The sequence below is a fragment of the Mycolicibacterium cosmeticum genome (assembly GCF_000613185.1).
Taxonomy (GTDB): Bacteria; Actinomycetota; Actinomycetes; order Mycobacteriales; family Mycobacteriaceae; genus Mycobacterium; species Mycobacterium cosmeticum.
Genome location: NZ_CCBB010000001.1, coordinates 2,880,175 through 2,905,247 on the forward strand (window position 1 = coordinate 2,880,175; position 25,073 = coordinate 2,905,247).

The 25,073-nt window shown below is 69.4% G+C and carries 23 protein-coding genes; 6 read left to right on the forward strand and 17 right to left on the reverse strand.

Translation table 11 applies throughout. The annotated features are described in order from the left end of the window. Positions 1 to 8 precede the first annotated feature (8 nt). On the reverse strand, positions 9 to 782 hold the full coding sequence (locus tag BN977_RS13960; protein ID WP_024452462.1) for an NUDIX hydrolase: 774 nt from the start codon (positions 780 to 782) through the stop codon (positions 9 to 11). A gap of 111 nt (positions 783 to 893) precedes the next feature. Between BN977_RS13960 and BN977_RS13965 the strand changes: the two genes are divergently transcribed. Continuing rightward, entirely contained in the window at positions 894 to 2,369 is a 1,476-nt protein-coding gene (locus BN977_RS13965) for a CCA tRNA nucleotidyltransferase (protein ID WP_036397936.1), read from the forward strand. 15 nt (positions 2,370 to 2,384) lie between these two features. Further along, positions 2,385 to 2,885, forward strand: coding sequence for a hypothetical protein (locus tag BN977_RS13970; RefSeq protein WP_036397937.1), 501 nt, complete (start codon positions 2,385 to 2,387; stop codon positions 2,883 to 2,885). 23 nt (positions 2,886 to 2,908) lie between these two features. Here BN977_RS13970 and BN977_RS13975 read toward each other — a convergent pair whose 3' ends face one another. Beyond that, a complete protein-coding gene (locus tag BN977_RS13975) occupies positions 2,909 to 3,685 on the reverse strand; it encodes a TIGR03084 family metal-binding protein (RefSeq protein WP_036397938.1) in 777 nt (258 codons plus the stop codon). A 9-nt stretch (positions 3,686 to 3,694) separates the two neighbouring features. Next, positions 3,695 to 4,993 (reverse strand): MFS transporter, encoded by a 1,299-nt coding sequence (locus BN977_RS13980; RefSeq protein ID WP_036397939.1) that lies wholly within the window; start codon positions 4,991 to 4,993, stop codon positions 3,695 to 3,697. Positions 4,994 to 5,122: 129 nt separating this feature from the next. Between BN977_RS13980 and BN977_RS13985 the strand changes: the two genes are divergently transcribed. Further along, on the forward strand, positions 5,123 to 5,728 hold the full coding sequence (locus tag BN977_RS13985; protein WP_036397940.1) for a YqgE/AlgH family protein: 606 nt from the start codon (positions 5,123 to 5,125) through the stop codon (positions 5,726 to 5,728). A gap of 24 nt (positions 5,729 to 5,752) precedes the next feature. Here the strand turns inward: BN977_RS13985 and BN977_RS13990 are convergent, their stop codons facing one another. Both BN977_RS13990 and BN977_RS13995 read right to left on the reverse strand, forming a co-directional pair. Continuing rightward, positions 5,753 to 6,118: a hypothetical protein gene (locus tag BN977_RS13990; RefSeq protein ID WP_024452456.1), complete on the reverse strand. Its 366-nt coding sequence runs from the start codon at positions 6,116 to 6,118 to the stop codon at positions 5,753 to 5,755. A gap of 31 nt (positions 6,119 to 6,149) precedes the next feature. After that, positions 6,150 to 7,208 (reverse strand): LpqN/LpqT family lipoprotein, encoded by a 1,059-nt coding sequence (locus tag BN977_RS13995; protein WP_036397941.1) that lies wholly within the window; start codon positions 7,206 to 7,208, stop codon positions 6,150 to 6,152. Positions 7,209 to 7,392: 184 nt separating this feature from the next. Between BN977_RS13995 and leuS the strand changes: the two genes are divergently transcribed. Both leuS and fdhA read left to right on the forward strand, forming a co-directional pair. Continuing rightward, a complete protein-coding gene (gene leuS, locus BN977_RS14000; RefSeq protein WP_036399092.1) occupies positions 7,393 to 10,245 on the forward strand; it encodes a leucine--tRNA ligase in 2,853 nt (950 codons plus the stop codon). Positions 10,246 to 10,430: 185 nt separating this feature from the next. Continuing rightward, positions 10,431 to 11,645 (forward strand): formaldehyde dehydrogenase, glutathione-independent, encoded by a 1,215-nt coding sequence (gene fdhA / locus BN977_RS14005; RefSeq protein WP_024452453.1) that lies wholly within the window; start codon positions 10,431 to 10,433, stop codon positions 11,643 to 11,645. Between the two features lie 3 nt (positions 11,646 to 11,648). Here fdhA and BN977_RS14010 read toward each other — a convergent pair whose 3' ends face one another. After that, complete coding sequence (locus BN977_RS14010) at positions 11,649 to 12,314, reverse strand: SDR family oxidoreductase (RefSeq protein ID WP_024452452.1); 666 nt, start codon at positions 12,312 to 12,314, stop codon at positions 11,649 to 11,651. A 68-nt stretch (positions 12,315 to 12,382) separates the two neighbouring features. Here BN977_RS14010 and ggh point away from each other — a divergent pair, with 68 nt between their 5' ends. After that, positions 12,383 to 13,723 (forward strand): glucosylglycerate hydrolase, encoded by a 1,341-nt coding sequence (gene ggh / locus BN977_RS14015; protein ID WP_024452451.1) that lies wholly within the window; start codon positions 12,383 to 12,385, stop codon positions 13,721 to 13,723. On the opposite strand, the gene BN977_RS14020 is transcribed toward ggh, so the two are convergent. The 11 genes from BN977_RS14020 to BN977_RS14070 all read right to left on the reverse strand — a co-directional run bounded on the left by BN977_RS14020 (position 13,720) and on the right by BN977_RS14070 (position 25,069). Further along, positions 13,720 to 14,187, reverse strand: coding sequence for a MarR family winged helix-turn-helix transcriptional regulator (locus BN977_RS14020; RefSeq protein ID WP_024452450.1), 468 nt, complete (start codon positions 14,185 to 14,187; stop codon positions 13,720 to 13,722). The genes ggh and BN977_RS14020 overlap by 4 nt on opposite strands. Before the next feature lie 69 nt (positions 14,188 to 14,256). Next, positions 14,257 to 15,048, reverse strand: a complete 792-nt coding sequence (locus BN977_RS14025; protein WP_084172499.1) for an amino acid ABC transporter ATP-binding protein — start codon at positions 15,046 to 15,048, stop codon at positions 14,257 to 14,259. Beyond that, on the reverse strand, positions 15,048 to 16,751 hold the full coding sequence (locus BN977_RS14030; protein ID WP_227456241.1) for an ABC transporter substrate-binding protein/permease: 1,704 nt from the start codon (positions 16,749 to 16,751) through the stop codon (positions 15,048 to 15,050). The genes BN977_RS14025 and BN977_RS14030 overlap by 1 nt, the downstream gene beginning before the upstream one ends. A gap of 138 nt (positions 16,752 to 16,889) precedes the next feature. After that, positions 16,890 to 17,552 carry a GntR family transcriptional regulator gene (locus BN977_RS14035; RefSeq protein ID WP_036397942.1) on the reverse strand — a complete coding sequence of 221 codons (663 nt, stop codon included), beginning with the start codon at positions 17,550 to 17,552 and terminating at the stop codon, positions 16,890 to 16,892. A 1-nt stretch (position 17,553) separates the two neighbouring features. Next, a complete protein-coding gene (locus BN977_RS14040; protein WP_036397943.1) occupies positions 17,554 to 18,330 on the reverse strand; it encodes an LLM class F420-dependent oxidoreductase in 777 nt (258 codons plus the stop codon). Positions 18,331 to 18,375: 45 nt separating this feature from the next. Further along, the gene (locus BN977_RS14045; RefSeq protein ID WP_036397944.1) at positions 18,376 to 20,430 is read right to left on the reverse strand and encodes a PhoX family protein; all 2,055 of its coding nucleotides are present in this window, start codon (positions 20,428 to 20,430) and stop codon (positions 18,376 to 18,378) included. 58 nt (positions 20,431 to 20,488) lie between these two features. Continuing rightward, positions 20,489 to 21,385, reverse strand: coding sequence for an Rv0045c family esterase (locus tag BN977_RS14050; protein ID WP_036397945.1), 897 nt, complete (start codon positions 21,383 to 21,385; stop codon positions 20,489 to 20,491). Positions 21,386 to 21,424: 39 nt separating this feature from the next. Next, a complete protein-coding gene (locus BN977_RS14055; protein WP_036397946.1) occupies positions 21,425 to 22,513 on the reverse strand; it encodes an inositol-3-phosphate synthase in 1,089 nt (362 codons plus the stop codon). 60 nt (positions 22,514 to 22,573) lie between these two features. After that, positions 22,574 to 23,134 (reverse strand): PadR family transcriptional regulator, encoded by a 561-nt coding sequence (locus BN977_RS14060; RefSeq protein WP_024452442.1) that lies wholly within the window; start codon positions 23,132 to 23,134, stop codon positions 22,574 to 22,576. A 155-nt stretch (positions 23,135 to 23,289) separates the two neighbouring features. Next, a complete protein-coding gene (locus BN977_RS14065) occupies positions 23,290 to 24,153 on the reverse strand; it encodes a DUF1707 SHOCT-like domain-containing protein (RefSeq protein WP_036397947.1) in 864 nt (287 codons plus the stop codon). 37 nt (positions 24,154 to 24,190) lie between these two features. Further along, positions 24,191 to 25,069, reverse strand: coding sequence for a DUF1707 SHOCT-like domain-containing protein (locus BN977_RS14070; RefSeq protein ID WP_051561353.1), 879 nt, complete (start codon positions 25,067 to 25,069; stop codon positions 24,191 to 24,193). Positions 25,070 to 25,073: the final 4 nt, after the last annotated feature.

Genomic DNA, 25,073 nt, shown 5'->3' on the forward strand with positions numbered 1-25,073 from the left:
CGGTGGGGTCACGGGCCGTTTCCGCATCCGTTCGCCCGCCGCCTCGGCGAGTCCTCCTGGCGCCGGTTCCTGGTGTGCGAATGGGTCTGTGGTCGTCGCCGCGGCGAGCTGTGCGGCAGCGGGGGCAGCGCCGCGGGGCCGTCGGTCTGCAGCTTGTCGATGAGTTCGCCGGCGACCTCGGCGAGTCGGCGTTCGTCCGCGTAGGCCAGCCGGGCCGGCAGATCCTCCAGCGGCACCCACGCGACCTCGGTGACCTCCACGTCGTCGTCGGAGAGTTCGCCGCCCAGGAAACGCATCAGGTAATGGTGCACCGTCTTGTGTACGCGGCGCCCCTCGGTGACGAACCAGTAGTCGATGCTGCCGAGGGCGGCCAGCACGCTGCCCTGGATGCCGGTTTCCTCGGCGACCTCGCGGATGGCGGTCTGTTCGGCGGTCTCACCCATCTCGATATGACCCTTGGGCAGCGACCAGAGCATCCGCCCGCGCCGGTCGATCCGCCCGATCAGCGCGGCGACCTGGCCTTCCTTCGGGCCGTCGATACCGTCGATCACGAGTCCGCCCGCCGAGGTCTCGTGCACGGTGCGCAGCCGTTCCTGGGCGCGCCGCGGCGGACGTTGCTGGCGGTTCTGGCCGGGTTTGGCCGGACTGGGCGTCTTCTCGGCGGCCGGTTCGTCGGCGTTGGAGGCGGACTGCTCGGATGCGGGTGTCGGCGGACCGGCAGCGCGGCGGCCGCGGCGACGCCCTCGGCGCCGTCGCGGTTTGGCTTGTTCGCCGTCCGACACCCAAGCGATAGTAGCTGCCGCGGCATGCCGTCCTCGCCACACTGGCCCGGTCGTGGCCGGGCTGTCGCCGGGTCGTTATCGCCGGGATGGTCGTCACTAGACTCACCGAACGTGCCGAACCACCCGACCCCGGAAGCCGCCGACGCCGAACTGCTGGCCGGCGCCTGGGTGGCGCTGAGCGGGTACCGGCCGCTGCTCGCCGACCTTGGCGCGGTGTTCGCCGCCGCCGGGCACGAGCTGTACCTGGTGGGCGGCAGCGTCCGCGACGCGCTGCTCGGCCGGGTGTACACCGACCTGGACTTCACCACCGACGCCCGGCCGGAGCAGATGCAGAAGCTGCTGCGCGGCTGGGGCGACGCGCTGTGGGACACCGGGATCGAGTTCGGCACGATCGGCGTCGGCAAGGGTGAACACCGGCTGGAGATCACCACCTTCCGCTCCGACAGTTATGACCAGGTGACGCGCAATCCGCAGGTCCGCTTCGGCGACAGCCTCGAAGAGGATCTGGTGCGCCGCGATTTCACCGTCAACGCGTTGGCCGTGCGGATCACCGCGGACGGTCCGACCGAGTTCTGCGACCCGCTGGGCGGCCTGGCGGCGCTGCGCGCCAAGGTGCTCGACACCCCGTCGGCGCCGCAGGTGTCGTTCGGCGACGACCCGTTGCGGATGCTGCGGGCGGCCCGGTTCGTGTCCCAGCTGGGATTCACCGTGGCACCGCGGGTGCTGGAGGCGCTGCTGGACATGGCGCCGCAGCTGGAGCGGATCACGGCCGAGCGGGTGGCCGCCGAACTGGACAAGCTGCTGCTGGGCGTCGACCCGGTCGCCGGGGTGGACCTGATGGTGCAGACCGGTCTCGGTGATGTGGTGTTGCCCGAGGTCGGGGACATGCGGATGGCCATCGACGAACACCATCAACACAAGGATGTGTACTGGCATTCGTTGACGGTGCTGCGCCAGGCAGTTGACCTGGAGGACCCCTTGCCCGAGGGAGGCCCCGATCTGGTGCTGCGCTGGGCGGCGCTGTTGCACGACATCGGCAAGCCCGCCACCCGCAGGCACGAACCCGACGGCGGGGTGAGCTTCCATCATCACGAGGTGGTCGGCGCCAAGATGGCGCGCAAGCGGCTGCGCGCGCTGAAGTACTCCAAGCAGATGGTCGACGACGTGTCCCAGCTGGTGTACCTGCACCTGCGCTTCCACGGGTATGCGGATGCGGCGGGGACCGGTCGGTGGACCGATTCGGCGGTGCGCCGGTACGTCACCGACGCCGGGCCGTTGCTGAGCCGGCTGCACAAACTGGTGCGCGCCGACTGCACGACCCGCAACAAACGCCGGGCGGCGCGGCTGCAGGCCAATTACGACGACCTGGAGGCGCGGATCGCCGAACTGGCCGAGAAAGAGGATCTGCAGCGGGTGCGCCCCGATCTGGACGGCAACGAGATCATGGAGATTCTCGGCATCCCGGCGGGGCCGCAGGTGGGCCAGGCGTGGAAGTACCTCAAGGAACTCCGGCTGGACCGTGGACCGCTCGAGCACGACGAGGCCGTCGCCGAACTCAAGAAATGGTGGAACGCGCAGCACGGCTGATGCGTCTTCAAAGGCATGGACTACTGCCTGGCCGACGGTGACGGCGGCGCCTCCATGTTCTCCGCGGAGCCGGTGGTCGACGTCGACGGGGACGGGTTGCTCGACGGTGTCGGACTCGATCTCGACGGGGACGGTGTCGTCGACGACGCGCTGGCCGATCTGGACCGCGACGGGCTGGCCGATCACGGGGTGCACGACGTGGGGGCCGCCGGCGCCGCGTACTTCACCGACGACGGTTCTGGCACATGGGCTTTGGCGGCCGATGCCGGAGCCCGGGGTGGACAGCTGCGCTGGTTCGGGCTGGACGGGGCCGAGCAGAGCGGCGGTCCGGTCGTGGATTTCGATGCCGACGGGCAGGTGGACGACCGGCTGCTGGACACCGATGGCGACGGGCTGGCCGACCGGGCGTTGGCGGGACAGGCCGCCTACGCCGACCGTGACGGCGACGGACAGTGGGACGTCAAGCTCACCGATGCCGACGGGGACGGGGCCGCGGATTCGGCGAGCGAGGTCTAGGGCGGCGGGCCCACGAGGAAGGCTCAGCCCCGGCCGGCGCCGGGCGGCCCCGCGAACGCCTGCGCGATGGTCAGCCAGGTCGCGGCGTCCTCGCCGACGGCCGTCACGTCCAGTTCGGCCCGGGCGCGGCGCTGGGTGACCAGCATGCAGAAATCCTCGGCCGACCCGGTCACCGACTGGTCCGCATCCTCGGGCCCCCAGGTCCACGAATCCCCGTCTGGCGCTTGCAGTTTCACGTGAAACGGTGCGGCGGGCGGAGTCCGGCCGTGCACGGTGAAGGCGAAGTCACGGGTCCGCACGCCGATATGGGCGATCGACCGCAGCCGCGCCGTGGGCTCGCGCCGCACCCCGAGTGCGTCGGCCACGTCGAGGCCGTGCGCCCATGTTTCCATCAGCCGGGCGGTCGCCATCGACGCGGCGCTCATCGGCGGTCCGAACCACGGCAACTTGCGGCCGTTCTCGACGTTGCGCAACGCATCGTGCAGCCGGGCGCGGTCGGACCGCCAGCCGGCGAGCAGCTCGGCCGGGGGCGTGGAAGCCAGGCGCTCGGCGGCCGCGTCGACGAAACCCAACGGGTCCTTGGCCGCCTCGGCCAGCACCGACCCGAACGCGGCTTCGTCGGTCACCGCCTGCAGGGAGGTCTGGTCCGTCCACCACAGGTGGGCGATCTGATGCGCGATGCTCCAGCCGGGGGAGGGGGTTTCGGTTCGCCAGGCCTGCTCGGGCAGGTCGGCGACCAACGCGTCGAGCACGTCGCTCTCGGCCTGCAGGTCGGCGACGATCGGTCCGGCTCCAGCCATGGGTGAACCCTAACCCCGGTCCTGTACCGGGTTGGCGCGCCTGCCCAGCCAGGCGTGCAGCGCCAGCCCGACCAGGTAGAGGACCGCACCGGCACAGACCAGCGCGGCCGACCGGCCGTCGGCCGGGATCACCGCGGCCGCCACCGTGACGGCCAGCACGAACGACATCCAGAACAGCGCGTCCTGGACGGTGAACACGTGCCCGCGCAGGGCGTCGTCGACGTCGATCTGCATGGCGCTGTCCGCGCACAACTTCACCACCTGTCCGGCCGCGCCCAGGATGAAGCCGCAGACGATCATCACCGGTACGGCGAGCACGACCGCGCACAGCTGCACGACGGCCGCCAGCGCGAGCGCCCCGTTGGCCGCGCGGTACCGGCCCCAGCGCCCGACCAGGGCGGGCGTCAGCACCGTGGCCAGCAGCGCCCCGGCACCGGCGGCGCCGACGAACAGCACGGTGGTGCCCAGCCCGACACCCGCGACCTCCTGATCACCGATGTGCCGGACGATCACCAGCACCAGCAGCGTGTTGATGCCGAAGGCCATCCGATGCGCGGCCAGCCCGCTCAGCGTCGCGGCGACGGTCGGTACCGCCAGCACCGTGCGCGCCCCGTGCGCCCAGCCGGTGAACACGGCGTAGGCCACCGACCCGTGCACGGCACGGGCGCTGTCGTCGGGACCGAGCACGTGGGGGGAGAACCGCACCGATAGCCACAGTGCGCCCGCGATGGGCACCGCGGCCAGGAAGATCACCACGGAGGCCCCGGCGTCATTCGCGCCGAGCAGCCAGCGCGGCAGCAGCATGAAATTCGCGCCGAGGAAGGTCGCCACCGAGGCGGTCGCGGTGGCCACCGAGTTCATCGCGACCACCTTGTCGCGCGGCACCACATGCGGCAGCGCGGCCGACAGCCCCGACGAGACGAACCGGGTGAACCCGTTGACGATCAGCGCTCCGAGCAGCAGCACCAGATTCGGTGAGTCGACGGCCAGCGCGGTTGCCACGGTCAGCACCAGCATCAGCCGGCCGGCGTTGGCGCCCACCAGCACCCAGCGGCGGTCCCAGCGGTCCAGCAACGGGCCGGCGAACGGGCCGAGGACCGAATACGGCAGGAACAGCACGGCGAACGACAGCGCGATCTCCCACGGCCGCGCGGCGCGCTCGGGATTGAACAGGATGGCGCCGGCCAGCCCGGCCTGGAACAGCCCGTCGCCGAACTGGCTGACCGCCCGCAGCTCCAGCAGCCGCCGGAATTCGGGCATGCCGCGGACCGCCTGCCAGCCAGTGTCAGGTGGGCGGGTGTCGGTCATGTGGTTTCAGATCCTGTCCGGGCCGGGCGGTGCCAAGTCGCCGTCCGCACCCGGAATCCACCCTACAAATATCCCGGCGGGCCGTGCCTGTTCGTCCCGGCGCGCGGCCGCTGGTGCCATGATGGACAGGTGGCGCACCCAGAGGATCCGGAGGACTACACGACTCCGACGGCACCTCGCGTGCGGGCCGGAACCCTGCTGCTGGCCGAGACGGATCTGCTCGAGCCGACGTTCCGGCGCAGCGTCATCTACGTCGTCGAGCACAACGAGGGCGGCACGCTCGGGGTGGTGCTGAACCGCCCCAGCGAAACGGCGGTCTACAACGTGTTGCCGCAGTGGGCCAAGCTCGCGGTGAAACCCAAGACGATGTTCATCGGCGGACCGGTGAAGCGGGATTCCGCGCTGTGCTTGGCGACGCTGCGGGCCGGGATGAGCGCGACCGACGTGCCCGGGCTGCGCCACGTGCAGGGCCGGGTGGCGATGGTCGACCTGGACGCCGATCCGGAGGCGATCGCTCCTGTGGTGGAAGGCGTGCGGATCTTCGCCGGTTACTCCGGCTGGACCATCGGTCAGCTCGAGGGCGAGATCGAGCGCGACGACTGGATCGTGCTGTCGGCACTGCCGTCGGACATCCTGGTCGAACCGCGGGTCGACCTGTGGGCCCGGGTGCTGCGGCGTCAGCCGCTACCGCTGTCGATGTTGGCGACGCACCCGATCGATCTCAGCAGGAACTGACCCGAGCGGTCAGCTGCAGGACAGTCAGCTGCAGGACAAGGTGCAGGACGCACACGATCCGGCGCACCCGCCACCGGCTTGCGTCTTGGCGAGTTCCTCGGCGGCCTCGGCCCTGGCGACCAGCTTGGCGTTCTGCCAGCAGCCGGCGGCGACGGTGCCGATCGCACCGAGCACGCACACCACGAGCACCAGCAGCGCCATCGAGCCGGGCTTGGCCAGGACCACCACACCGCCGGCGGCAAGCATCGCTGCCGCCGCGAACTGAGTGGGCGCCACGGCGCGCAGCACCTGGCGGACGGGGTCGGCGGAGTGCGGGCGGGTCAGCGTCCAGCCGGCAACACCGGCCGTGGCGGCCGCGGCGCACAGACACAACACGGCGGCGACGAGCATGCGCCCCAGGATACGAGGCGCCCGGAAACCGTCAGCGGGGGAGGCCCAACGCCACCGGTGCCACCGTGCCGGCACCCGGACCCACCGGCCCGGTGGCCAGCGGCGCTGCCGATGCCGCGGGAGCCGCCGGAACGACCGGTACCGCGGGTGCGGCCGGAGCCGGGCCGGCCCCCGGAGCGGCGGGTGTGGCCGGAGCCGCGGCGGGTACGGCGCCGGGTGGCAGCACCTTGAACCCGTTGATGATCGCGTCGGTGGCCTCCCCGGAGGCGACCGACACGCTCGCTCCGGTGGTCACCGCGAGCGACACCAGGTAGCGGTCCGGCCCGGCGGTGGCGATCAGGTTGTGCCGCGACGTGTTGAGCGTCATGTTGTTCTCGCGGTACGTGCCCTCGATCCACGAGGTGGGCACGTCGTTGATGACGGAGATCCGGCCGTCGGTGGGACGCCAGGCGGTGAGCTGCTGGCTGTCCACGAAACCGTGCCGGATGGCCTCGCGCGGATCGAAGTCGCCGACCAGCTTGTAGACCACCACCTGGGCGTTCGACGTGTACAGACCGTCCCCACCGACCCGGTCGGCGATCACCGCGAACGCGTCCGGCACGTTCGGGTCGGGCACCTGCGACCAGCCGGGCGGCATCGGCAGCACGATGTGCAGCGCCTTGAAATCGCGGGCCGACTGCGGCTCCAGGGTCACGCCCTTGGACGTGAGGTAGTCCTTGATGGTGCCCGAGTTGTCCGGGTTGAGCGGGATGGCGACCGGCTGGGTGACCGCCTGGGTCACCGGGGCCGTGCCGGCCGGGGCCATCATGGCGCCCGCCGCAGCAGGCGCGGGGACCGCGGCTGGGGCGATCGGTGTGCCGGCCAGCCCGGCGGCGGGGACGCTCGCCGCCTGCGCGGGCGCCAGCGGGCCGGCGTTCGGGACGACGGTGACCGTCTGCGTGACGGTGGCCGGCGCGGGCAGCACGGGCTGCGGCGCCAGCGGCTCGGCACCGGCGGTGTTGCCTGCCAGGCCCACCACTCCGGCAAGCCCCGCCGCGGTGCCGGCGATCACAATCCGCCAACGGTGCCGCGCGGTCGGATTGTCGGCCATCTCCCTCATCTGACGTCGGTCCTTCCCCTGCTCGTTCCCAAGTCAGGGGCCGACTGTATCCACGCCCGCGGGGTGGTCACCAGGGCCGGAATCGAGCTGCAACCGTGTGCTGACCGCTCTGCAACGCAACCTTTATCAACCCGTGGCCGAAGGCTCCCGCGGCGGCGCTTATACCCTGTTTGGCGTGACAGACGCCCCGGCCGGCCCCCAGACCGCCTCCGATGTTGACGCCCCGATCCACCGCTACAACGCGGAACTGGCCGGTGCGATAGAGGCCGACTGGCAACAGCGGTGGCACGCCCTGGGCACCTTCAACGTGCCGAATCCCGTCGGGTCGCTGGCGCCCGCCGACGGCGGCTCGGTGCCGGCGGACAAGATGTTCGTCCAGGACATGTTCCCGTACCCGTCCGGTGACGGCCTGCACGTCGGGCATCCGCTCGGCTACATCGCCACCGACGTCTACGCCCGGTACTTCCGGATGACCGGTCGCAATGTGCTGCACGCGCTGGGCTTCGACGCCTTCGGCCTGCCCGCCGAGCAGTACGCGGTGCAGACCGGGACCCACCCGCGCACCCGCACCGAGGCCAATATCGTCAACTTCCGGCGCCAGCTGGGGCGCCTGGGCCTGGGCCACGACACCCGGCGCAGCTTCGCCACCACCGATGTGGACTTCTACAAGTGGACCCAGTGGATCTTCCTGCAGATCTACAACGCGTGGTTCGACCAGGACCTCAAGCGGGCCCGGCCCATCGCCGAACTGGTCGACGAGTTCGCCTCGGGCACCCGGACGCTGCCCGACGGCCGGGACTGGGCGAGCCTGACGGATGCCGAGCGGGCCGACGTGGTGGACGGGTACCGGCTGGTCTACCGCGCCGACTCGATGGTCAACTGGTGCCCCGGGCTGGGCACCGTGCTGGCCAACGAGGAGGTCACCGCCGACGGCCGCAGTGACCGCGGCAACTTCCCGGTGTTCCGGAAACGCTTGCGGCAGTGGATGATGCGCATCACCGCCTACTCCGACCGGCTGCTCGACGACCTGGACGTGCTGGACTGGCCGGACAAGGTCAAGACCATGCAGCGCAACTGGATCGGCCGGTCCACCGGTGCGTCGGTCCAATTCGGTACCGCGGCAGGCGATGTCGAGGTGTTCACCACCCGGCCGGACACCCTGTTCGGCGCCACCTACCTGGTGCTGGCCCCCGAGCACGACCTGGTGGACGCGCTGGTTGTGCCCGATTGGCCGGACGGCGTGGACGACCGCTGGACCTACGGCGCGGCCACCCCGGCCGCGGCGGTGGCGGCCTACCGCGCGGCGATCGCGGCCAAGTCGGATCTGGAACGCCAGGAGAACAAGACCAAGACCGGGGTGTTCCTGGGCACCTATGCGACCAATCCGGTGAATGGGACCGGTGTGCCCGTCTTCATTGCCGACTACGTGCTGGCCGGTTACGGTACCGGCGCCATCATGGCGGTGCCCGGTCACGACCAGCGGGACTGGGAGTTCGCCACCGCATTCGGCTTGCCGATCGTGGAAGTCATTGCCGGCGGGGATGTTTCGGAGCAGGCGTATTCCGGCGACGGTCAGCTGGTCAACTCCGACTACCTGAACGGGCTGAGCGTGCCGGCGGCCAAGGAGGCGGTGGTGGCCCGGCTGGAGGCCGACGGCCGCGGCCGGTCCCGGGTGGAATACAAGCTGCGCGACTGGCTGTTCGCCCGGCAGCGCTACTGGGGCGAACCGTTCCCCATCGTCTACGACGCCGACGGCCGCGCCCACGCGCTGCCGGAATCGGCCCTGCCGGTGGAGCTCCCGGACATCCCGGACTATGCGCCGGTGTCCTTCGACCCGGACGACGCCGACAGTGAACCGTCGCCGCCGCTGGGCAAGGCCACCGAGTGGGTGCACGTCGAACTCGACCTCGGCGATGGGCTGCGGACCTACACCCGCGACACCAACGTGATGCCGCAGTGGGCCGGCAGCTCCTGGTACGAGCTGCGCTACACCGACCCCCAGAACCCGGACGAGCTGTGCGCCAAGGAGAACGAGGCGTACTGGATGGGTCCGCGGCCGGAGATCCACGGGCCCGACGACCCGGGCGGCGTCGACCTGTACGTCGGCGGTGTCGAGCACGCGGTGCTGCACCTGCTGTATTCGCGGTTCTGGCACAAGGTGCTCTACGACTTGGGCTTCGTCAGTTCGGCGGAACCCTACCGGCGGTTGGTCAACCAGGGTTACATCCAGGCCTTTGCCTACACCGACGCGCGCGGCAGCTATGTGCCCGCCGCCGAAGTGGTCGAGCGCGACGGCAAGTTCTTCTATCACGACCAAGAGGTCAACCAGGAATTCGGCAAGATCGGCAAGAGCCTGAAGAACTCGGTGTCGCCGGACGAGATCTGCGACGCCTACGGGGCGGACACCCTGCGGGTCTACGAGATGTCGATGGGCCCGCTGGAGGCGTCGCGGCCGTGGGCCACCAAGGACGTGGTCGGTGCGCACCGATTCCTGCAGCGGGTGTGGCGCACCGTCGTCGACGAGACCACCGGCGCGCAGCGGGTGGTCGAGCACGAGGCGCTGTCGGAGGAGACGCTGCGCGCCCTGCACAAGACCATCGCCGGGGTCGCGGAAGATTATGCGGCACTGCGCAACAACACCGCCGCGGCCAAGCTCATCGAGTACACCAACCATCTGACCAAGGAGGGGGTGGCCGCTCGCGCGGCCATCGAACCGCTGGTGCTGATGGTCGCCCCGCTGGCGCCGCACCTGGCCGAGGAACTGTGGCGCCGGCTGGGCCACGACACCTCGCTGGCGCACGGGCCGTTCCCGGTCGCCGACGAGCGCTATCTGGTCGACGACACCGTCGAATTGCCGGTCCAGGTGAACGGGAAGGTGCGGGGCAAGATCACCGTCGCCGCCGACGCCGACAAGGCGGCGCTGGAGGCGGCGGCGCTGGCCGACGAGAAGGTGCTGGCGTTCCTGGACGGCGCCACCCCCAAGAAGGTCATCGTGGTGCCGGGCCGGCTGGTCAACCTCGTCGTCTGAGATCGACCGCCGCAGCGGCGGGGAGCAATCCCCACCGTTCGGTTAGTTTCCGGCGCGGATATGCACACATTCGCCCGTGCGCATATCGGCGCGCGGATACTGGACCGCAGGGCCACCCTGTTGCGGGCGGAAATCCCGTCTGAGAGAACGACTTACGGTATTCGGGGCCCAGTCTGGAGTGCGCCGTGTCTGACAATCGGATCGTCGTCTACAAGGGTCCCGGCAAGGTGGCCGTCGAGACATTGCCCTATCCCAAACTCGAAGTTCCCGCCGAGGTCGCCGATGCGATGGGAATGAGTCGCAAGGCCGACCACGGCGTCATCCTCAAGTGTGTCTCGACCAACATCTGCGGGTCGGACCAGCACATGGTTCGCGGGCGCACCACCGCGCCGGTCGGTCAGACCCTCGGCCATGAGATCACCGGTGAGATCGTCGAAAAAGGTTCCGACGTCCAATTTCTCGAAGTCGGAGACATCTGCTCGGTACCGTTCAACATTGCCTGCGGGCGGTGCCGCAACTGCCGCGAGGGCCAGACCGGTATCTGCCTGAACGTCAATCCGGCCCGGGCCGGATCGGCGTACGGGTACGTCGACATGGGTGGCTGGCTCGGTGGGCAGGCCGACTACGTCATGGTGCCGTTCGCCGACTTCAACCTGCTCAAGTTCCCCGATCGGGATGCCGCCCTTGCCAAGATCCGCGATCTCACCATGCTGTCGGACATCTTCCCCACCGGCTACCACGGCGCCAAGACGGCGGGCGTCACCACCGGATCGACGGTGTATGTCGCCGGTGCGGGGCCGGTCGGTCTGGCCGCGGCGTACTCGGCGCACCTGCTCGGCGCCGCCGTGGTGATCGTCGGCGACCTCAACGCCGACCGGCTCAAGCAGGCCGAATCCTTCGGCTGCGAGACCATCGACATCAGCGCCGACGCCACGCTGGAAGAACAGATCGCCGACATCCTGAACACCGATGAGGTGGACTGCGCCGTGGACGCGGTGGGATTCGAGGCCAGCGGTCACGGCCACGGCGCGGGGGAGCAGCCCGCCGCGGTGCTGAACTCGATCATGAACGTGACCCGCGCCGGCGGATCGCTGGGCATCCCGGGCCTGTACGTGACCGGGGATCCGGGCGGCACCGACGACGACGCCAAGCACGGCACGCTCAAGGTGCGGCTGGGCCTGGGTTGGGCGAAGAGCCACAGCTTCTACACCGGTCAGTGCCCGGTACTGAAGTACAACCGCGGGCTGATGATGAGCATCCTGCATGACAAGGCCCACATCGCGGACGCGGTGAACGCGACCGTCATCGGGCTGGACAAGGCGCCGGAGGGCTACGCCGCATTCGACTCCGGGGTGGCCCAGAAGTTCGTGCTCGACCCGCACGGGATGGTGCCGGCCTGACCTTCACCGGGGCCGGACCACGATCTCGTGCACATGGCCGTCCGGCGGGGTGGCCACCGCGTGCGCGACGAGTTCGGCGACGGTCTCCGGCCGCAGGAACCGGTCCGGCTGGTAGTCCTTCTCCTCGTAGGCAATCAGGTCGCGCTGCATCTCGGAGTCGGTGCGGCCCGGGAACACCGACGTCACCCGCAGCGACGGTTCGTCCGCGCGCAGCGAATCGGCGAACGCCCGCAACGCGAACTTGCTCGCCGAGTAGGCCGCCATCCCGGCCGACACGGTGCGGCCGGCGCCGGAGTTGATGAACACGACGTGCCCGCGGGCGGCCCGCAGCGCCGGCAACAGCGCCAGGGTCAGGGCCACCGCGCCGGTGACGTTCACCTCGAAGGTGGCCCGCCACTGTTCGGCGGTGGACTCGGCCACCCGCCCCGGGTAGAGCACACCGGCGTTGTGCACCAGCACATCGAGCTCGGCCAATACCTCGGTGGCGGATTCGATCGATTCCGGGTCGGTGAGCTCCAGCGGCCAGGTGGGCGCGCCGAGGCGGTCGGCGAGCGCGTCCAGGCGGGCCGACGGCCGGCCGGCCAGCAGCAGGGTGTGGGTGGGGGCGAGCGCGGCGGCGATGGCGGAACCGATCCCGCCGGCCGCGCCGGTGATCAATGCGGTCGGCACAGCGTCGAGGGTAGCGATCTGCCCGGTCCAATCTGCACGATGCCGCCCGGCGTCGCATTATGGATGCGATGCCACCCGATCCGAGCTTTGCGCCCACGCAGCTGGCCGCCCGCGCCGCCTATCTGCTGCGCGGCAACGACCTGGGCGTGATGACCACCGCGGCCCCGTTGCTGTACCCGCACATGTGGAGCTGGGACGCCGCGTTCGTCGCGATCGGCCTGGCGCCGCTGAGTGTGGAGCGGGCCGTCGTCGAACTGGACACGCTGCTCTCGGCGCAGTGGCGCAACGGCATGATCCCGCACATCGTCTTCGCCAACGGGGTCGACGGATACTTCCCCGGCCCCGCCCGCTGGGCCACCTCGGCCCTGGCCGCCAACGCCTCGCGGGTGCGGCACACCTCGGGTATCACCCAGCCCCCGGTGCACGCCATCGCCGTGCAGCGCATCCTGGACCACGCCAAGACCAGGGGCCGCAGCACCCGGGCGGTCGCCGAGGCGTTCCTGGACCGGCGCTGGGCCGACCTGGTGCGCTGGCATCGCTGGCTGGCCGAGTGCCGTGACCAGCAGAGCCGCGGCCGCGTCACGCTGTACCACGGCTGGGAATCCGGGATGGACAACTCGCCGCGCTGGGACAGCGCCTACGCCAACGTGATTCCGGGCAACGTGCCCGAATACCAGCGCGAGGACAACAAGATCAACACCGATGCCACCCAGCGCCCGTCGGACCTGGAGTACGACCGCTATCTGTGGCTGGTGGAGGAGATGAAGTCGGTCCGCTACGACGACGAGTTGCTGCCCAAGGTGATGAGCTTCGCCGTGGAGGACGTGTTCGTCTCGGCGGTGTTCTCGGTGGCCTGCACCGTGCTTGCCGAGATCGGCGAGGACTACAAGCGCCCACTGGCCGACGTCCGCGAGCTGTACTCGTGGGCCGACCGGTTCCGCGCCGGCGTGGTGGAAACCGCCGACGAGCGAACCGGTGCGGCAAGGGATTTCGATGTCCGGGCGGAGAAGTGGGTGGCCACCGAGACCGTCGCGCAGTTCGCCCCGCTGCTGTGCGGCGGGCTGCCGCACGACAAGGAACGTGCCCTGCTGAAACTGCTTGAGGGGCCCCGCTTCTGCGGTCACCCGGACCTGAAGTACGCGCTGATCCCGTCCACCTCACCGGTGTCACGGGACTTCCGGCCGCGGGAATACTGGCGGGGTCCGGTCTGGCCGGTGATGACGTGGCTGTTCTCGTGGTGTTTCGCCCGCCGCGGCTGGGCCGAGCGGGCCTCGGTGCTGCGCCGGGAAGGGCTGCGCCAGGCCAGCGACGGCACGTTTGCCGAGTACTACGAGCCTTTCACCGGCGAGCCGCTGGGCAGCATGCAGCAGTCCTGGACGGCGGCCGCCGTGCTGGACTGGCTGGGTTAGTTGGGCTTCTCGGCCGGGGCCTGGTCGCCGAGCCGGTCCAGCGAGCCCAGGGCCGCGGCCAGGGTGCGCTGATCGTCCTCGCTGAGCTTGCCCACCAGCTCGGCCAGGAACGACCGCCGGGCCTCCAGCGCCTCGCGGTGCTGAACCAGCCCGCGCGGGGTCACCTCGACCAGCACGGCACGCAGGTCCGAGGGGTCGCGCGACCGCTTGACCAGCCCCAGCTTCTCGAGGCGGCGGATCGCGACGGTGGTGGTCGGGGTGCGGACCCGCTCGTGCGCGGCCAGCTCGGTCATCCGGATGGGGCCGCAGTCGAGCAGAGTCAGCAGGATCGACAACTGAGCCAGCGTGAGGTCACCGGCCTGGCCCTTGTTGGTGTCGCCGCGACGCAGCACGGAGAACAGCTTGGAGAGCACCCGCTGGAGCTCTCCGGCCAGCTCAGCGACCTGCGGTTCGGTCTCGACCATAATTCGCTAGTCTAACCTGTCGGGGCCTGCCAGGTCGGTTCCGCGCCAATTTTGCTCACCGCGATGCCCTCACAGCACCTGCGACAGGAAGCGGCGCAACCGGTCCGTTTCCGCGGCCTCGAAAATCTGCTCCGGCGGGCCGGATTCGACCACCTTGCCGTGGTCCATGAACACCACCGCATCGGCGGTGGACCGGGCGAACCCCATCTCATGGGTGACCACCACCATGGTCATCCCGCCGGAGCCCAGTTCGGCGATGAGTTCCAGGATGCCCTTGACCAATTCGGGGTCCAAGGCCGAGGTGGCCTCGTCGAAGAACATCACCTGCGGTGACATCGCCAGCGCCCGGGCGATCGCCACGCGCTGCTGCTGACCGCCGGACAACGTCGCCGGCCGCACATCGGCCTTGTGCCGCAACCCAACCCGATCCAGCTGGGCCAGGCCCAGCTCACGGGCGGCGTCGTCGGACATGCCCTTGAGTTTCCGCGGCGCCAGCGTGACGTTGTCCAGCACCGTGCGGTGCGGGAACAGGTTGAACTGCTGGAACACCATGCCGATCCGCTGCCGCAGCGCATCCGGATTGTCGGCCAGCACCGAGCGGCCGTCGAGCAGGATGTCACCCCGGTCCGGTTCGTAGAGCCGGTTCAGGGTGCGCAGCAGCGTCGACTTCCCCGATCCGGACGGCCCGATCACCACGGCGGTGCTGCCGGCCGGTACCTGCAGGTCCACCCCGCGCAGTACCGCATTGGGCCCGAACGACAGGTGGATGTCCTTGGCGCCCAGGGAAACCGCGATTTTCCCCGTCGCTTCGCTCGCCCCGGAACCTTCCCCCGTCGCTTCGCTCGCCCCTGGACCTGCCATCAGATCATCTCCTCTTGCACCGGGGCCGGCTGGCGTCCGGTGCGCAGCCGCTCGTCGATGAGGTTCACCACATGGGTCAGTGGGATGGTGAGCATCAGATAGAACAATCCGGCCGCCACCAACGGGGACAGGTTGCCGGTCTGGGCGTTGAGGTCACGTCCCACCTGGAACAGCTCCCGCTGGTTGGCCACCAGCCCCAGGAAGTACACCAGCGAGGACGCCTTGAGCAGCGAGATGAACTGGTTCACCAGCGCCGGCAGCACCCGGCGCACGCCCTGGGGCACCACCACCAGCCGCATCGACGAGCGGTAGCTGAAACCCAGGGCGCGCGAGGCCTCCAGCTGACCTGCCTCCACACTCTGGATACCGGACCGGAAGATCTCGCCCACGTAGGCCGCCGACATCAATCCCAGCGCGGCAATCCCCAACGGGTACGGGTTGTTTCCGGTCAGCCCGCCGACGACCGGTCCGATGCCCAGCCCGATCACCAAGATGATCACCACCTCGGGCAGACCGCGGAAGATGTCGGTGTAGACCCGCGCCGGCCAGCGCAGCCACCGGGAGCGCGAGATGCCCGCAATGGCGAGCACCAATCCGAGCAGGACGCCGATGACGGCGGCGCAGACGGTGAGGATCAGCGTGTTGGGCAGGCCGGTCTTGAACAGGTCCGGGATGGCCTGCCGGTACAGATCCCAGTCCAGGAAGGCCGCACCCAGTTGCGCCAGAGTCGATTTGGGTGCCGCGGCGCCGGCGGCGGGTGCACCGGCATGCTGGGCGGCGATCGCCGCGAAGTCCGGAAGCTGCGGGACGGGAGCGGCTTTGGAGCCCGGCTTCCAGCCCGGCGGCAGTGCCCGCGGCACCCAGTCGGAGTACAACCTGGCCCAGGTGCCGTCGGCGATCACCGCGTCCAGGCCGGCGTTGAGCGCATCGATCAGCGGCTTGTTCTCCTTGGCGACGGCCCACGCCACGAAGTTGTCCAGACTGAAGGTGTTCTCGACGATGACCGTCGGGTCCCCGGCCTGCACCGTGCCGACGGCCTGCTGTGACGGCGCCACCCACGCGTCGATCTGGCGGGTCTTCAGGCTGGCGTAGACGGTGTTGTAGTCCGGGAACTTCACCGGATCCAGGTGCAGGGTGTCGACGACATACGCCTCCTGCACGGTGCCCTGCACGACGCCGATGCGCTGCCCCTTCGCCAGCTGGGAGAAGCCGGTGATCGGTGAGCCGGTCGGCACGACCAGCGAGAAGTAGCCGAAGTCATAGCCATTGGTGAAGCCGACCGTCTTGCGCCGGGCGTCGGTGGTGGTGATCGACGAGGAGCCGACGTCGAAGCGCCGGGAGGCCACCTGGGCCAGCAGCCCGGAGAAATCGGTGCCGACGAAGTTGATCTTCAGCCCGATCCGGTCGGCGACGGCGCGCAGCAGCTCGTTGTCGAAACCGGTGAACTGACCTTTGGAGTCGATGCAGATGCTGGGCGGTGCGTCGGACAGGGTGCCGACGGTGAGCACGCCGGGAACGCCGAGCCCGAGCGCCTTGACATCGATGTCCTGCAGCGGCTCCACCGACGCCGTGGTGTACTTGTCCGCGCCGGGGCCCTTCGCGGCCGCGGCCAGGTTGGTCGGCAGCGCGCTGGCACTGTCGACGCCGGGTGGGGCGCACTGGTCGGCGTTCGCCGGGGCAGCCAGGGCCAGCCCACCGGCCATCAACGCGACCAGCACGCAGACCACCGCCCGGAGAATGCGGTTCGGTACAGACGTCATCGTGGAAACCTAACCGGTCGGTGGCCGACGGCAAACGCTTCGGCTCATGCTCGGTCCATTTGGCCGCAAACCGATCGCGAGTCAGTCCGGGCCGGACGGGATCAGCGGGGCCAGCACCCCGCGACGCACCAGCTCGGCCAACATCACCCGGCCCATCAGGGCCGCACCCGTCTGGCACGCGGCGCGGGCGGCGTCGGGGTCACCGTCGGCGATGGCGTTGGTCTCGTTCTCGTAATGCTGTAACAGTGCGGGCCCGGCGAGCAGGTGGTCGGCCCAGAATGCGCGCGGGATGAAGGTCTGCGAGGCGTCGATCGCGGCCTGCAGCCGTGGCCCGGCGTGCTGCTCGGTCAGCAGCCGCCGATACTCCCACGCGATGTCGTGGAAGTTTTCCGGCCGCAGCTGCGCGGTGAGGTCCTTGAGCCGTGCGATGGTCTCACCGGTGGCCTCGGCGGCCGCCCCCGCCGACACCAGGCCGTTGAGTACCCCGAACAGGTGGTAGTGCTCCAGCAGCACCCGGGCGTCGAACCGGGCGATGAACGCGCCGCGGTGGTAGCGGGTGGTCACGATGCCGTCGTGCTCGAGTTGGGCCACCGCCTCTTGGACGGGTACCCGGCTGACCCCGAGGGAGGCGGCTAGGTCGTTGCGGTCCAGGCGATCTCCGGACCGGAGCTTTCCGGTCAGGATCAGCTGCGCGACGTGCCCGACGACCTGCTCGCGCTCGTTGACGCCGTACCGCTTGGGCAAGTCAGCTCCGGCTGTCGCGCCACCGGACCAGCTCTTCGGCCTCCGACAGGTCGTAGTCCGGGCCGTTGACGCCGACGGTCAGCAGCGAAACCCCCAGCGCGGTAAGCGCTTCGGCGTTGGCGATCAACCCGTCACCGCTGCGGTCCACGCCGGCGGAGCGTTCGATGGCGCCCGGGTCGCGGCCGGCGTCGGCGCAGTGCCGGTCCAGCACCGCGGCCTTGTCCGGGTAGCTTTCCGCGGTGGTGAAACCGTGCCAGATGTGCGCGTACTGCGCGACGAGCTTGAGCGTCTTGCGTTCGCCTTGGCCGCCGATCAGGATCGGGATCTCGCGCACCGGCTGGGGGTTGAGCTTGCTCAGCCGCGAGGTGATGCGCGGCATGGCGGCGGCCAGGTCGTCGAGTCTGCTTCCCGCCGTGCCGAATTCGTAGCCGTACTCGTCGTAGTCCTTCTCCTTCCAGCCGGACCCGATGCCCAGGATCAGCCGGCCGTCGGAGATGTTGTCGACGGTGCGGGCCATATCGGCCAGCAGCTCGGGATTGCGGTAGGAGTTGCAGGTGACCAACGCGCCGATCTCGATACGCGAGGTCTGCTCGGCCCAGGCGGCCAGCATGGTCCAGCATTCGTAGTGCGGTCCGTCCGGGTCACCGTACAACGGGAAGAAGTGATCCCAGTTGAAGGCGATGTCCACACCGAGGTCCTCACAACGGCGCACCGCGTCGCGGATGTGACCGTAGTCGGGGGAGTGCTGGGGCTGCAGCTGAACGCCGATCCGAGTCATGACCTCAACCGTAGCCCTCCACGGCGTTTTCCAAACGCGTCGGACTTACACGCCTATGGCGCCGCCGTCCCGCCATACCGCCACCACGGCGGGCCGGGCCGGGGCGTTGCCGCCGTCGGGCCAGTGCGACAGCGGGTTGTCCAGGCTGTGGTCGTCGCCCTCGCCGGGGTGCTGCACGCTGACGGTGATCAGGTCGTCGGTGACCACCGGTCCGCACGTCTCCGCACCGACCGGCACGGTGAGGAACTGTTTGGTCTCCCCGCGCCGGTCGCCGTCCAGTGCCACCGCGAACAGTCCGTCGTTGGAGTCCAGCGCGTTGCCGTCGGTGGAGATCCACAGGTTGCCGTGCCCGTCGAAGGCGACGTTGTCCGGGCAGGAGATCGGGCTGACCTTCGTCTTGTCGAAGCCGCCGTAGTAGGTGTCGGCCGCGGCCGGGTCACCGCAGACCAGCAGCAGATCCCAGGTGAAGGTGGTGCCACCGTGGTCATCGGTGATCTCCAGGACCTGGCCGTTCTTGTTCTCGTTACGGGGGTTGGCCGCATCCGGCTTGGCCTTGCCCTCGGTGCCGCGCTTGTCGTTGTTGGTCAGCGCGACGTACAGCTTGCCGGTCTTCGGGTTGGCCTCGAAATCCTCGGGGCGGTCCATCTTGGTGGCGCCGGCCTTGTCGGCGGCCAGCCGGGTGAACACGGCGACGTCCTGCGCCGAGAAACCCTCGACCAGGGACTCGGACTCACCGTCGGGCCCGGAGTGCAGCAGCGGGAGCCAGGTGCCGGAGCCGGCGAAGCTGCCCTTGGCGGGCAGCTTGCCGCTGCCGTCGATCTGGTCGGCCGGGATGTCGCTGGACAGCTTGGCGACGTACAGCGTGCCCTCGTCCAGCAGCGTCATATTGTGCGCCATGTTGCCGGGTTCGATCTTCTTGTCCGACACGAACTTGTACATGTAGTCGAAGCGTTCGTCGTCGCCGGTGTACACCACCACGGTGCCGTCACCGGTGACATACACGTTGGCGGCCTCGTGCTTGAACCGGCCCAGCGCGGAGTGCTTCACCGGTGTGGAGGCGGGATCCCACGGGTTGATCTCGATGACGTAGCCGAACCGGTTCACCTCGGTCGGCGTCTTGGCCAGGTCGAAGCGCGGATCGAAGTTCTCCCACCGCAGTTCCGACGGTTCGGTGAGCACGCCGTAACGCTTGAATCGGTCCGGCTCCGCGGCGGGTGTGCCCTCGGCGGCACCGAAATAGGTGTGGAAATTCTCCTCGCCGGAAAGAATTGTGCCCCAAGGTGTTACGCCACCCGAGCAGTTGGCGAAGGTGCCGATCACGGTGCGTCCGGCGGGGTCGGCGGCGGTCCGCACGGCCGGTGAGCCGGCGGCCGGTCCGGTCAGGGTGAACGGAGTGTCGGCGGTGATGCGGCGGTTGAGACGGCCCAACACCGGCCGCAAACCGCCCTGCGGGCCGCGTTCCACCTCGACCACCGAGAGGCCGACCGCGCCGGTCTCGACGTCGAACTGCTCGCGGGTGGGGGCATCGGCGTCGTACCCGTGAAACATGAACTGCGGGCTGACGTATTCGTGGTTGGACACCAGCAGGTAGCGCCCGGGCCGGTCCTTGATGGGCAGCAGTGCCGCGAAGTCGTTGTTGAAGCCGAACTGCTGGCGTTGCGCGGCGCCGGTCTGCCGGTTGATGTCGAACACCGGGGCGCCGGGCAGCACCGGGTCGCCCCAGGCGATTACGACGCGCTGCTGGTAGCCCGCGGGCACGACGACGGCGTCTTCGGTGTTGGGGGCCACGCTGTCGAACCGCATGCCGGCCGGCGGCTGCCCCTGCGGCGCGGGCGTGGTCGACCCGGTGCCCGCCGCGGGTGTGTCGTCGGCACAGGCGGCCAGGGCCGAACCCGCTCCCACGGCCAGCACGGCGATACCGGTGGCGCGCAGCACCGAGCGGCGCGACATCTCGGCGACGATATCGCCGAAGTACTCGTTGGCACTGGTGTTGGGGACCGGCTTGGAGCATGCGTCGCCGCAGCGGTTGCGGCAGGTCACATGCTGGCGGGCGGAGCGACCGTGATGGGAGACAAGCAGATTCAGCGGAACGAGGGCCATGGCCGGCGAACCTACGGCAGCCTGGCAATCAACTGGTGAACGGCTGGGAAAGTCCCGGTTATCCGAGGATCTCGCGGAGCAACTCCACCAGTTTCGCCGGCTGGTCACCCTGGACGGAATGCCCGGCGCCCTCGACCACATGGGTCTGCCGGAATCCCGGCGCGGTGCGGGCGAACGTCGCGGCGTCCTCGTCGTTGACGAAGAACGAGTTGGCGCCGCGGATCAGGGTGGTGGGCATGGTGATCGCCGGGACGTCGTCCCACAGGCCTTCGAACCCGTCGCCCTTGCGGAACGAGTCGTAGCGCCAGGTCCAGGTGCCGTCGTCGAGTTGCTTGGAATTGTGGAACACGCCGCGCCGCAACGAATTCCGGTCTCGGTGCGGTGCTGCGGCAACCGTGACCTCGAGCATGTCGGCGAACGTCGGGAAGGTCCGGTTCTCCCGCACCAGCGCGACGGTGCCCATCTGCGCCTTGGTCATCTCGGTGTGCCGTTCGGGCGCGGACGGCGTGACGTCGACCAGCACCAGTTCGCGCACCAGCTCCGGTGCGGTGGCCGCGATCCGCAGCGCGGTCAGCCCGCCCAGCGACATGCCGACCAGCAGCCGCGCGTCGGGGGCGTGTTCGCGCAGGAGCGGGGCGATCAGGCCGGCCGCCAGCTTGGGGCCGTAGTCGCCGTCGGCGCGCCAACCGGAGCGGCCATGGCCGGGCAGGTCGATCGCCAGTGCCGGCACACCCAAGCCGAGGATGACGGTGTCCCAGGTGTGCGCGTTCTGCCCGCCACCGTGCAGGAACACCACTTCGGGCGCCTCGGTGCCCCACTTGAGGAAGCTGACCTCGCCGGAGTCCGCACGCGTCACCGGCGGGATCCGGGTGGTCCCGATCTGCGCGGCGTTCTCGTGCAGCAGCCCGAACTCGTCCAGGCCGGCCAGCTCGTCATCCGGGATTTGTGGAGTCATACCCGCAATCATTACGGGTAGGACTCCACAAATCACTGACTAACCCTGGATGAAGGTTTCCAGCTCGGCGCGGGCGATATCGTCGGCCAGCTGCTTGGGCGGGCTCTTCATCAGGTAGGCCGAGGCCGGGATGATCGGTCCGCCGATGCCGCGGTCCTTGGCGATCTTCGCCGCACGCACGGCGTCGATGATGATGCCGGCCGAGTTCGGCGAGTCCCACACCTCGAGCTTGTACTCCAGGTTCAGCGGCACGTCACCGAAGGCGCGGCCCTCCAGGCGCACGTAGGCCCACTTGCGGTCGTCGAGCCAGGCGACGTGATCCGACGGGCCGATGTGCACGTTCTTGTCCTCGATCTTGCCGGCCAGCGAGCCGGTCAGATTCGACGTCACCGCCTGGGTCTTGGAGACCTTCTTGGATTCCAGCCGCTCGCGCTCGAGCATGTTCTTGAAGTCCATGTTGCCGCCGACGTTGAGCTGGTAGGTGCGGTCCAGCGTGACGCCGCGGTCCTCGAACAGCTTGGCCATCACGCGGTGGGTGATGGTCGCGCCGACCTGGCTCTTGATGTCGTCGCCGACGATCGGCACGCCGGCGTCTTCGAACTTCTTGGCCCACACCGGGTCCGAGGCGATGAACACGGGCAGGGCGTTGACGAACGCAACGCCGGCGTCGATCGCGCACTGCGCGTAGAACTTGTCGGCCTCTTCGGACCCGACGGGCAGGTAGGACACCAGCACGTCGACCTTGGCGTCCTTGAGCGCCTTCACCACGTCGACGGGATCGGAGTCGGAGATCTCGATGGTCTCGGCGTAGTACTTGCCGATACCGTCCAGCGTCGGCCCACGCTGCACGACGATGTCCAGCGGCGGCACATCGGCGATCTTGATGGTGTTGTTCTCGGAGGCGAAGATCGCCTCGGACAGGTCGAAGCCGACCTTCTTGGCGTCCACGTCGAATGCGGCGACGAACTTCACGTCGCGCACGTGGTACGGCCCGAACTTGACGTGCATCAGGCCAGGGACGGTGCCGTTCTCGTCGGCGTCCCGGTAGTAGTGCACGCCCTGCACGAGCGAGGACGCGCAGTTGCCCACGCCGACGATCGCGACCCGAACCTCGTTCGACTCAGACATGTGACGCTCTCCTTTTCCTACTTCGGTGCTTGTGCCGGATGCGGGCTGATCAGGATTGATTCAGGGCTGATTGTCGGGGCGGCTCTGCCCCACCCGTTCGGCTGCGATCAATTCGTTGAGCCACTTCACTTCACGCTCACTGGACTCCAGACCGAGCTGGTGCAGTTGCTTGGTGTAGCGGTCCAATGAACTGCTCGCCCGGGCCACCGCCTCGCGCAGACCTTCCCGGCGCTCCTCGACCTGACGCCGCCGGCCTTCCAGGATGCGCATCCTGGCTTCGGCGGGGGTGCGGTTGAAGAACGCCAGATGCACACCGAAACCGTCGTCGGTGTAGTTCTGCGGACCGGTGTCGGCGACCAGTTCGGTGAAGCGCTGGGTACCGGCCTCGGTGAGCTGGTACACCCGCCGCGCCCGCCGCACTTTCGTGGCACCGAGGACGGTGCCGCTGGGCGCGGCGTCCTCGACGATCAGGCCGTCGGCCTGCATGCGCCGCAGAGCGGGGTAGAGGGACCCGTACGAAAAAGCCCGGAACGCACCCAGCAGACCGGTCAGCCGCTTGCGGAGCTCGTAGCCGTGCATCGGCGACTCGAGCAGCAACCCCAGGATGGCGAGCTCCAGCATCGAATCACCTCCCCCTCGGTTGGGAACCCAGTCAAAGCCGAACAAATGTCACGTCGGCTCGACACCTCGCGCAATTGTATCGCGCCGATATATTGAGTGCCAGCGGAGGTTGCCAAAGGTGTCGATTTGTCAGGTCGCTCGGCCCGTCGGGCCCGTCAGCTGGCGTAGCTGACGCGCTTGATGGTGCCGTCGCCGTTGAGCTCGAGATAGCCGCCGTTGCCGAACTTCGGGCTGACGTAGATGCTGATTTCGATGCTGCCCGGCGGCTGGGTGATATCGCTGTTGGGCTCGATGCTGACGTGGGTGCTCTTCACCTCGGTCGGGTTGATGCCGACGCTCTCGGCGGCCCCGCGGATCAACCCGACCATCTTCGGGATGTCGAACGCGCCCAGGTCGACCACCTTGTCATCGCTGCTGACGCTGGTCTCCGACGGGTCGTCCCAGCCGCCGCGGTAGTAGTAGTTCAGCGCACGCCGCGGCTCCTTCGGATCGGGCCGGGTCAGTGAGGCGTAGTCCTCGAAGATGGTGATGCTGTAGCCCTTGGTGTCCCCGAACTTCTGCCGCATCTGCTCGAAAAGGCCGGTCAGCCCGCCGAGCGACTGCAACTGCCGCGGCGGGGTGAGCACCGTGCCGGGGATACCGTCGGCCTTGGCGCCCGGGTCGGTGGTGAAGCTCAGCGGCGACGAGGTGTTGCCGTACAGGCCCCACCCGATGGCGATGCCGAGCAGCACCAGCACGGCGGCCGTCGCCAGGCGCAGCCCCCAGCCCGCGCCGGCCCCGGTGGCCAGGCTGCGCTCGGGCTTGAGGTTGGGCAGCTTGACCGACGCGTTGGCCACCTGCAGGTCGCTGACCAGGCCTTGCAGCTCGCCCAGGGTGGCCGCGTTGGTGGCGGCGCTGACCCGCTGCCGATGCTCTTCCATGGACAGCTGGCCCTCGGACAAGGCGGTGTCGAGCACCTTGCAGGTGTCGTTACGGTCGCTGTCCCTGGCCCGCGTTGCTGCTGTCTGCCGTGTCGCCACGCGATGATCGTAGAAGTTCCTATGTCCCCGCTGCTGGTCAGCTGGGATTCTCGACGCGCTTCACGGTGGCGGCCGGATCCAGGTACAGGTAGCCGGTGGAGCCGGATGTGGTGGTGATCTTCACCAGCAGCTCCAGCCCACCCTGTTCGGCGATGTAGTCGACGTCCAGGTAGGTGCTCGCGACATCGGCGGGGGCGATGTTCAGCGTCGCGGGTGCGGCCGCCACCGCGGCGGCGGTGGCGGGGATGTCGAAGGCGGCCACATCGGTGAGGTCGTCGGTGTCCGACCGGTCGCGCCGGGACGGGTCGTCCCAGCCGCCGCGGTACGGGTACACCATCTTCTGCTGATCGTCGGCGGGATCCGGCCGGGCCAGGAACGCCTGGTCGGTGGTGATGGCGAGTTCGTAGCCCATGGTGTCGCCGAACCGGCCGCGGATCGAGTCGACGACGGCGGTCAACCCGTCGACGGTGAGCAGGTCCCGCGCCGGCTTCACGACGGCGGGCGGCACGGTGTCCGGCGCGCTCTCCGGGGCGGCCACGGTGCTCAGCACCACATGCGATTCCGGGACCGGCGTTTCGGGACTGGGCTGCTGCGGGCTCGGGCTGCTCGACGGTGCGGGGTCCTCGGACCCGCCGCCGAACGCGACGGCGACGATGACGACGGCCGCCGCCACCCCGGCCCCGACCAGGATCAGATCGCGGCGTCGCCGCCGGCGCACCGGTGCCGGGCGCACGTCGTCGGGCACCTGCAGATCGGCGAGCAGCGGCTCCAGCTCGCCGAGCGTGGTGGCCGTCACGGCGGCGCTCACCCGGCGCCGGTGCTCGTCCCCGGACAGCTGGCCGTCGGCCAGTGCGTTGTCCAGGATTCGGCAGGTCGCGTCGCGGTCGCTGTCCTTTGCCCGAGTCCATGCGGCCATGGCG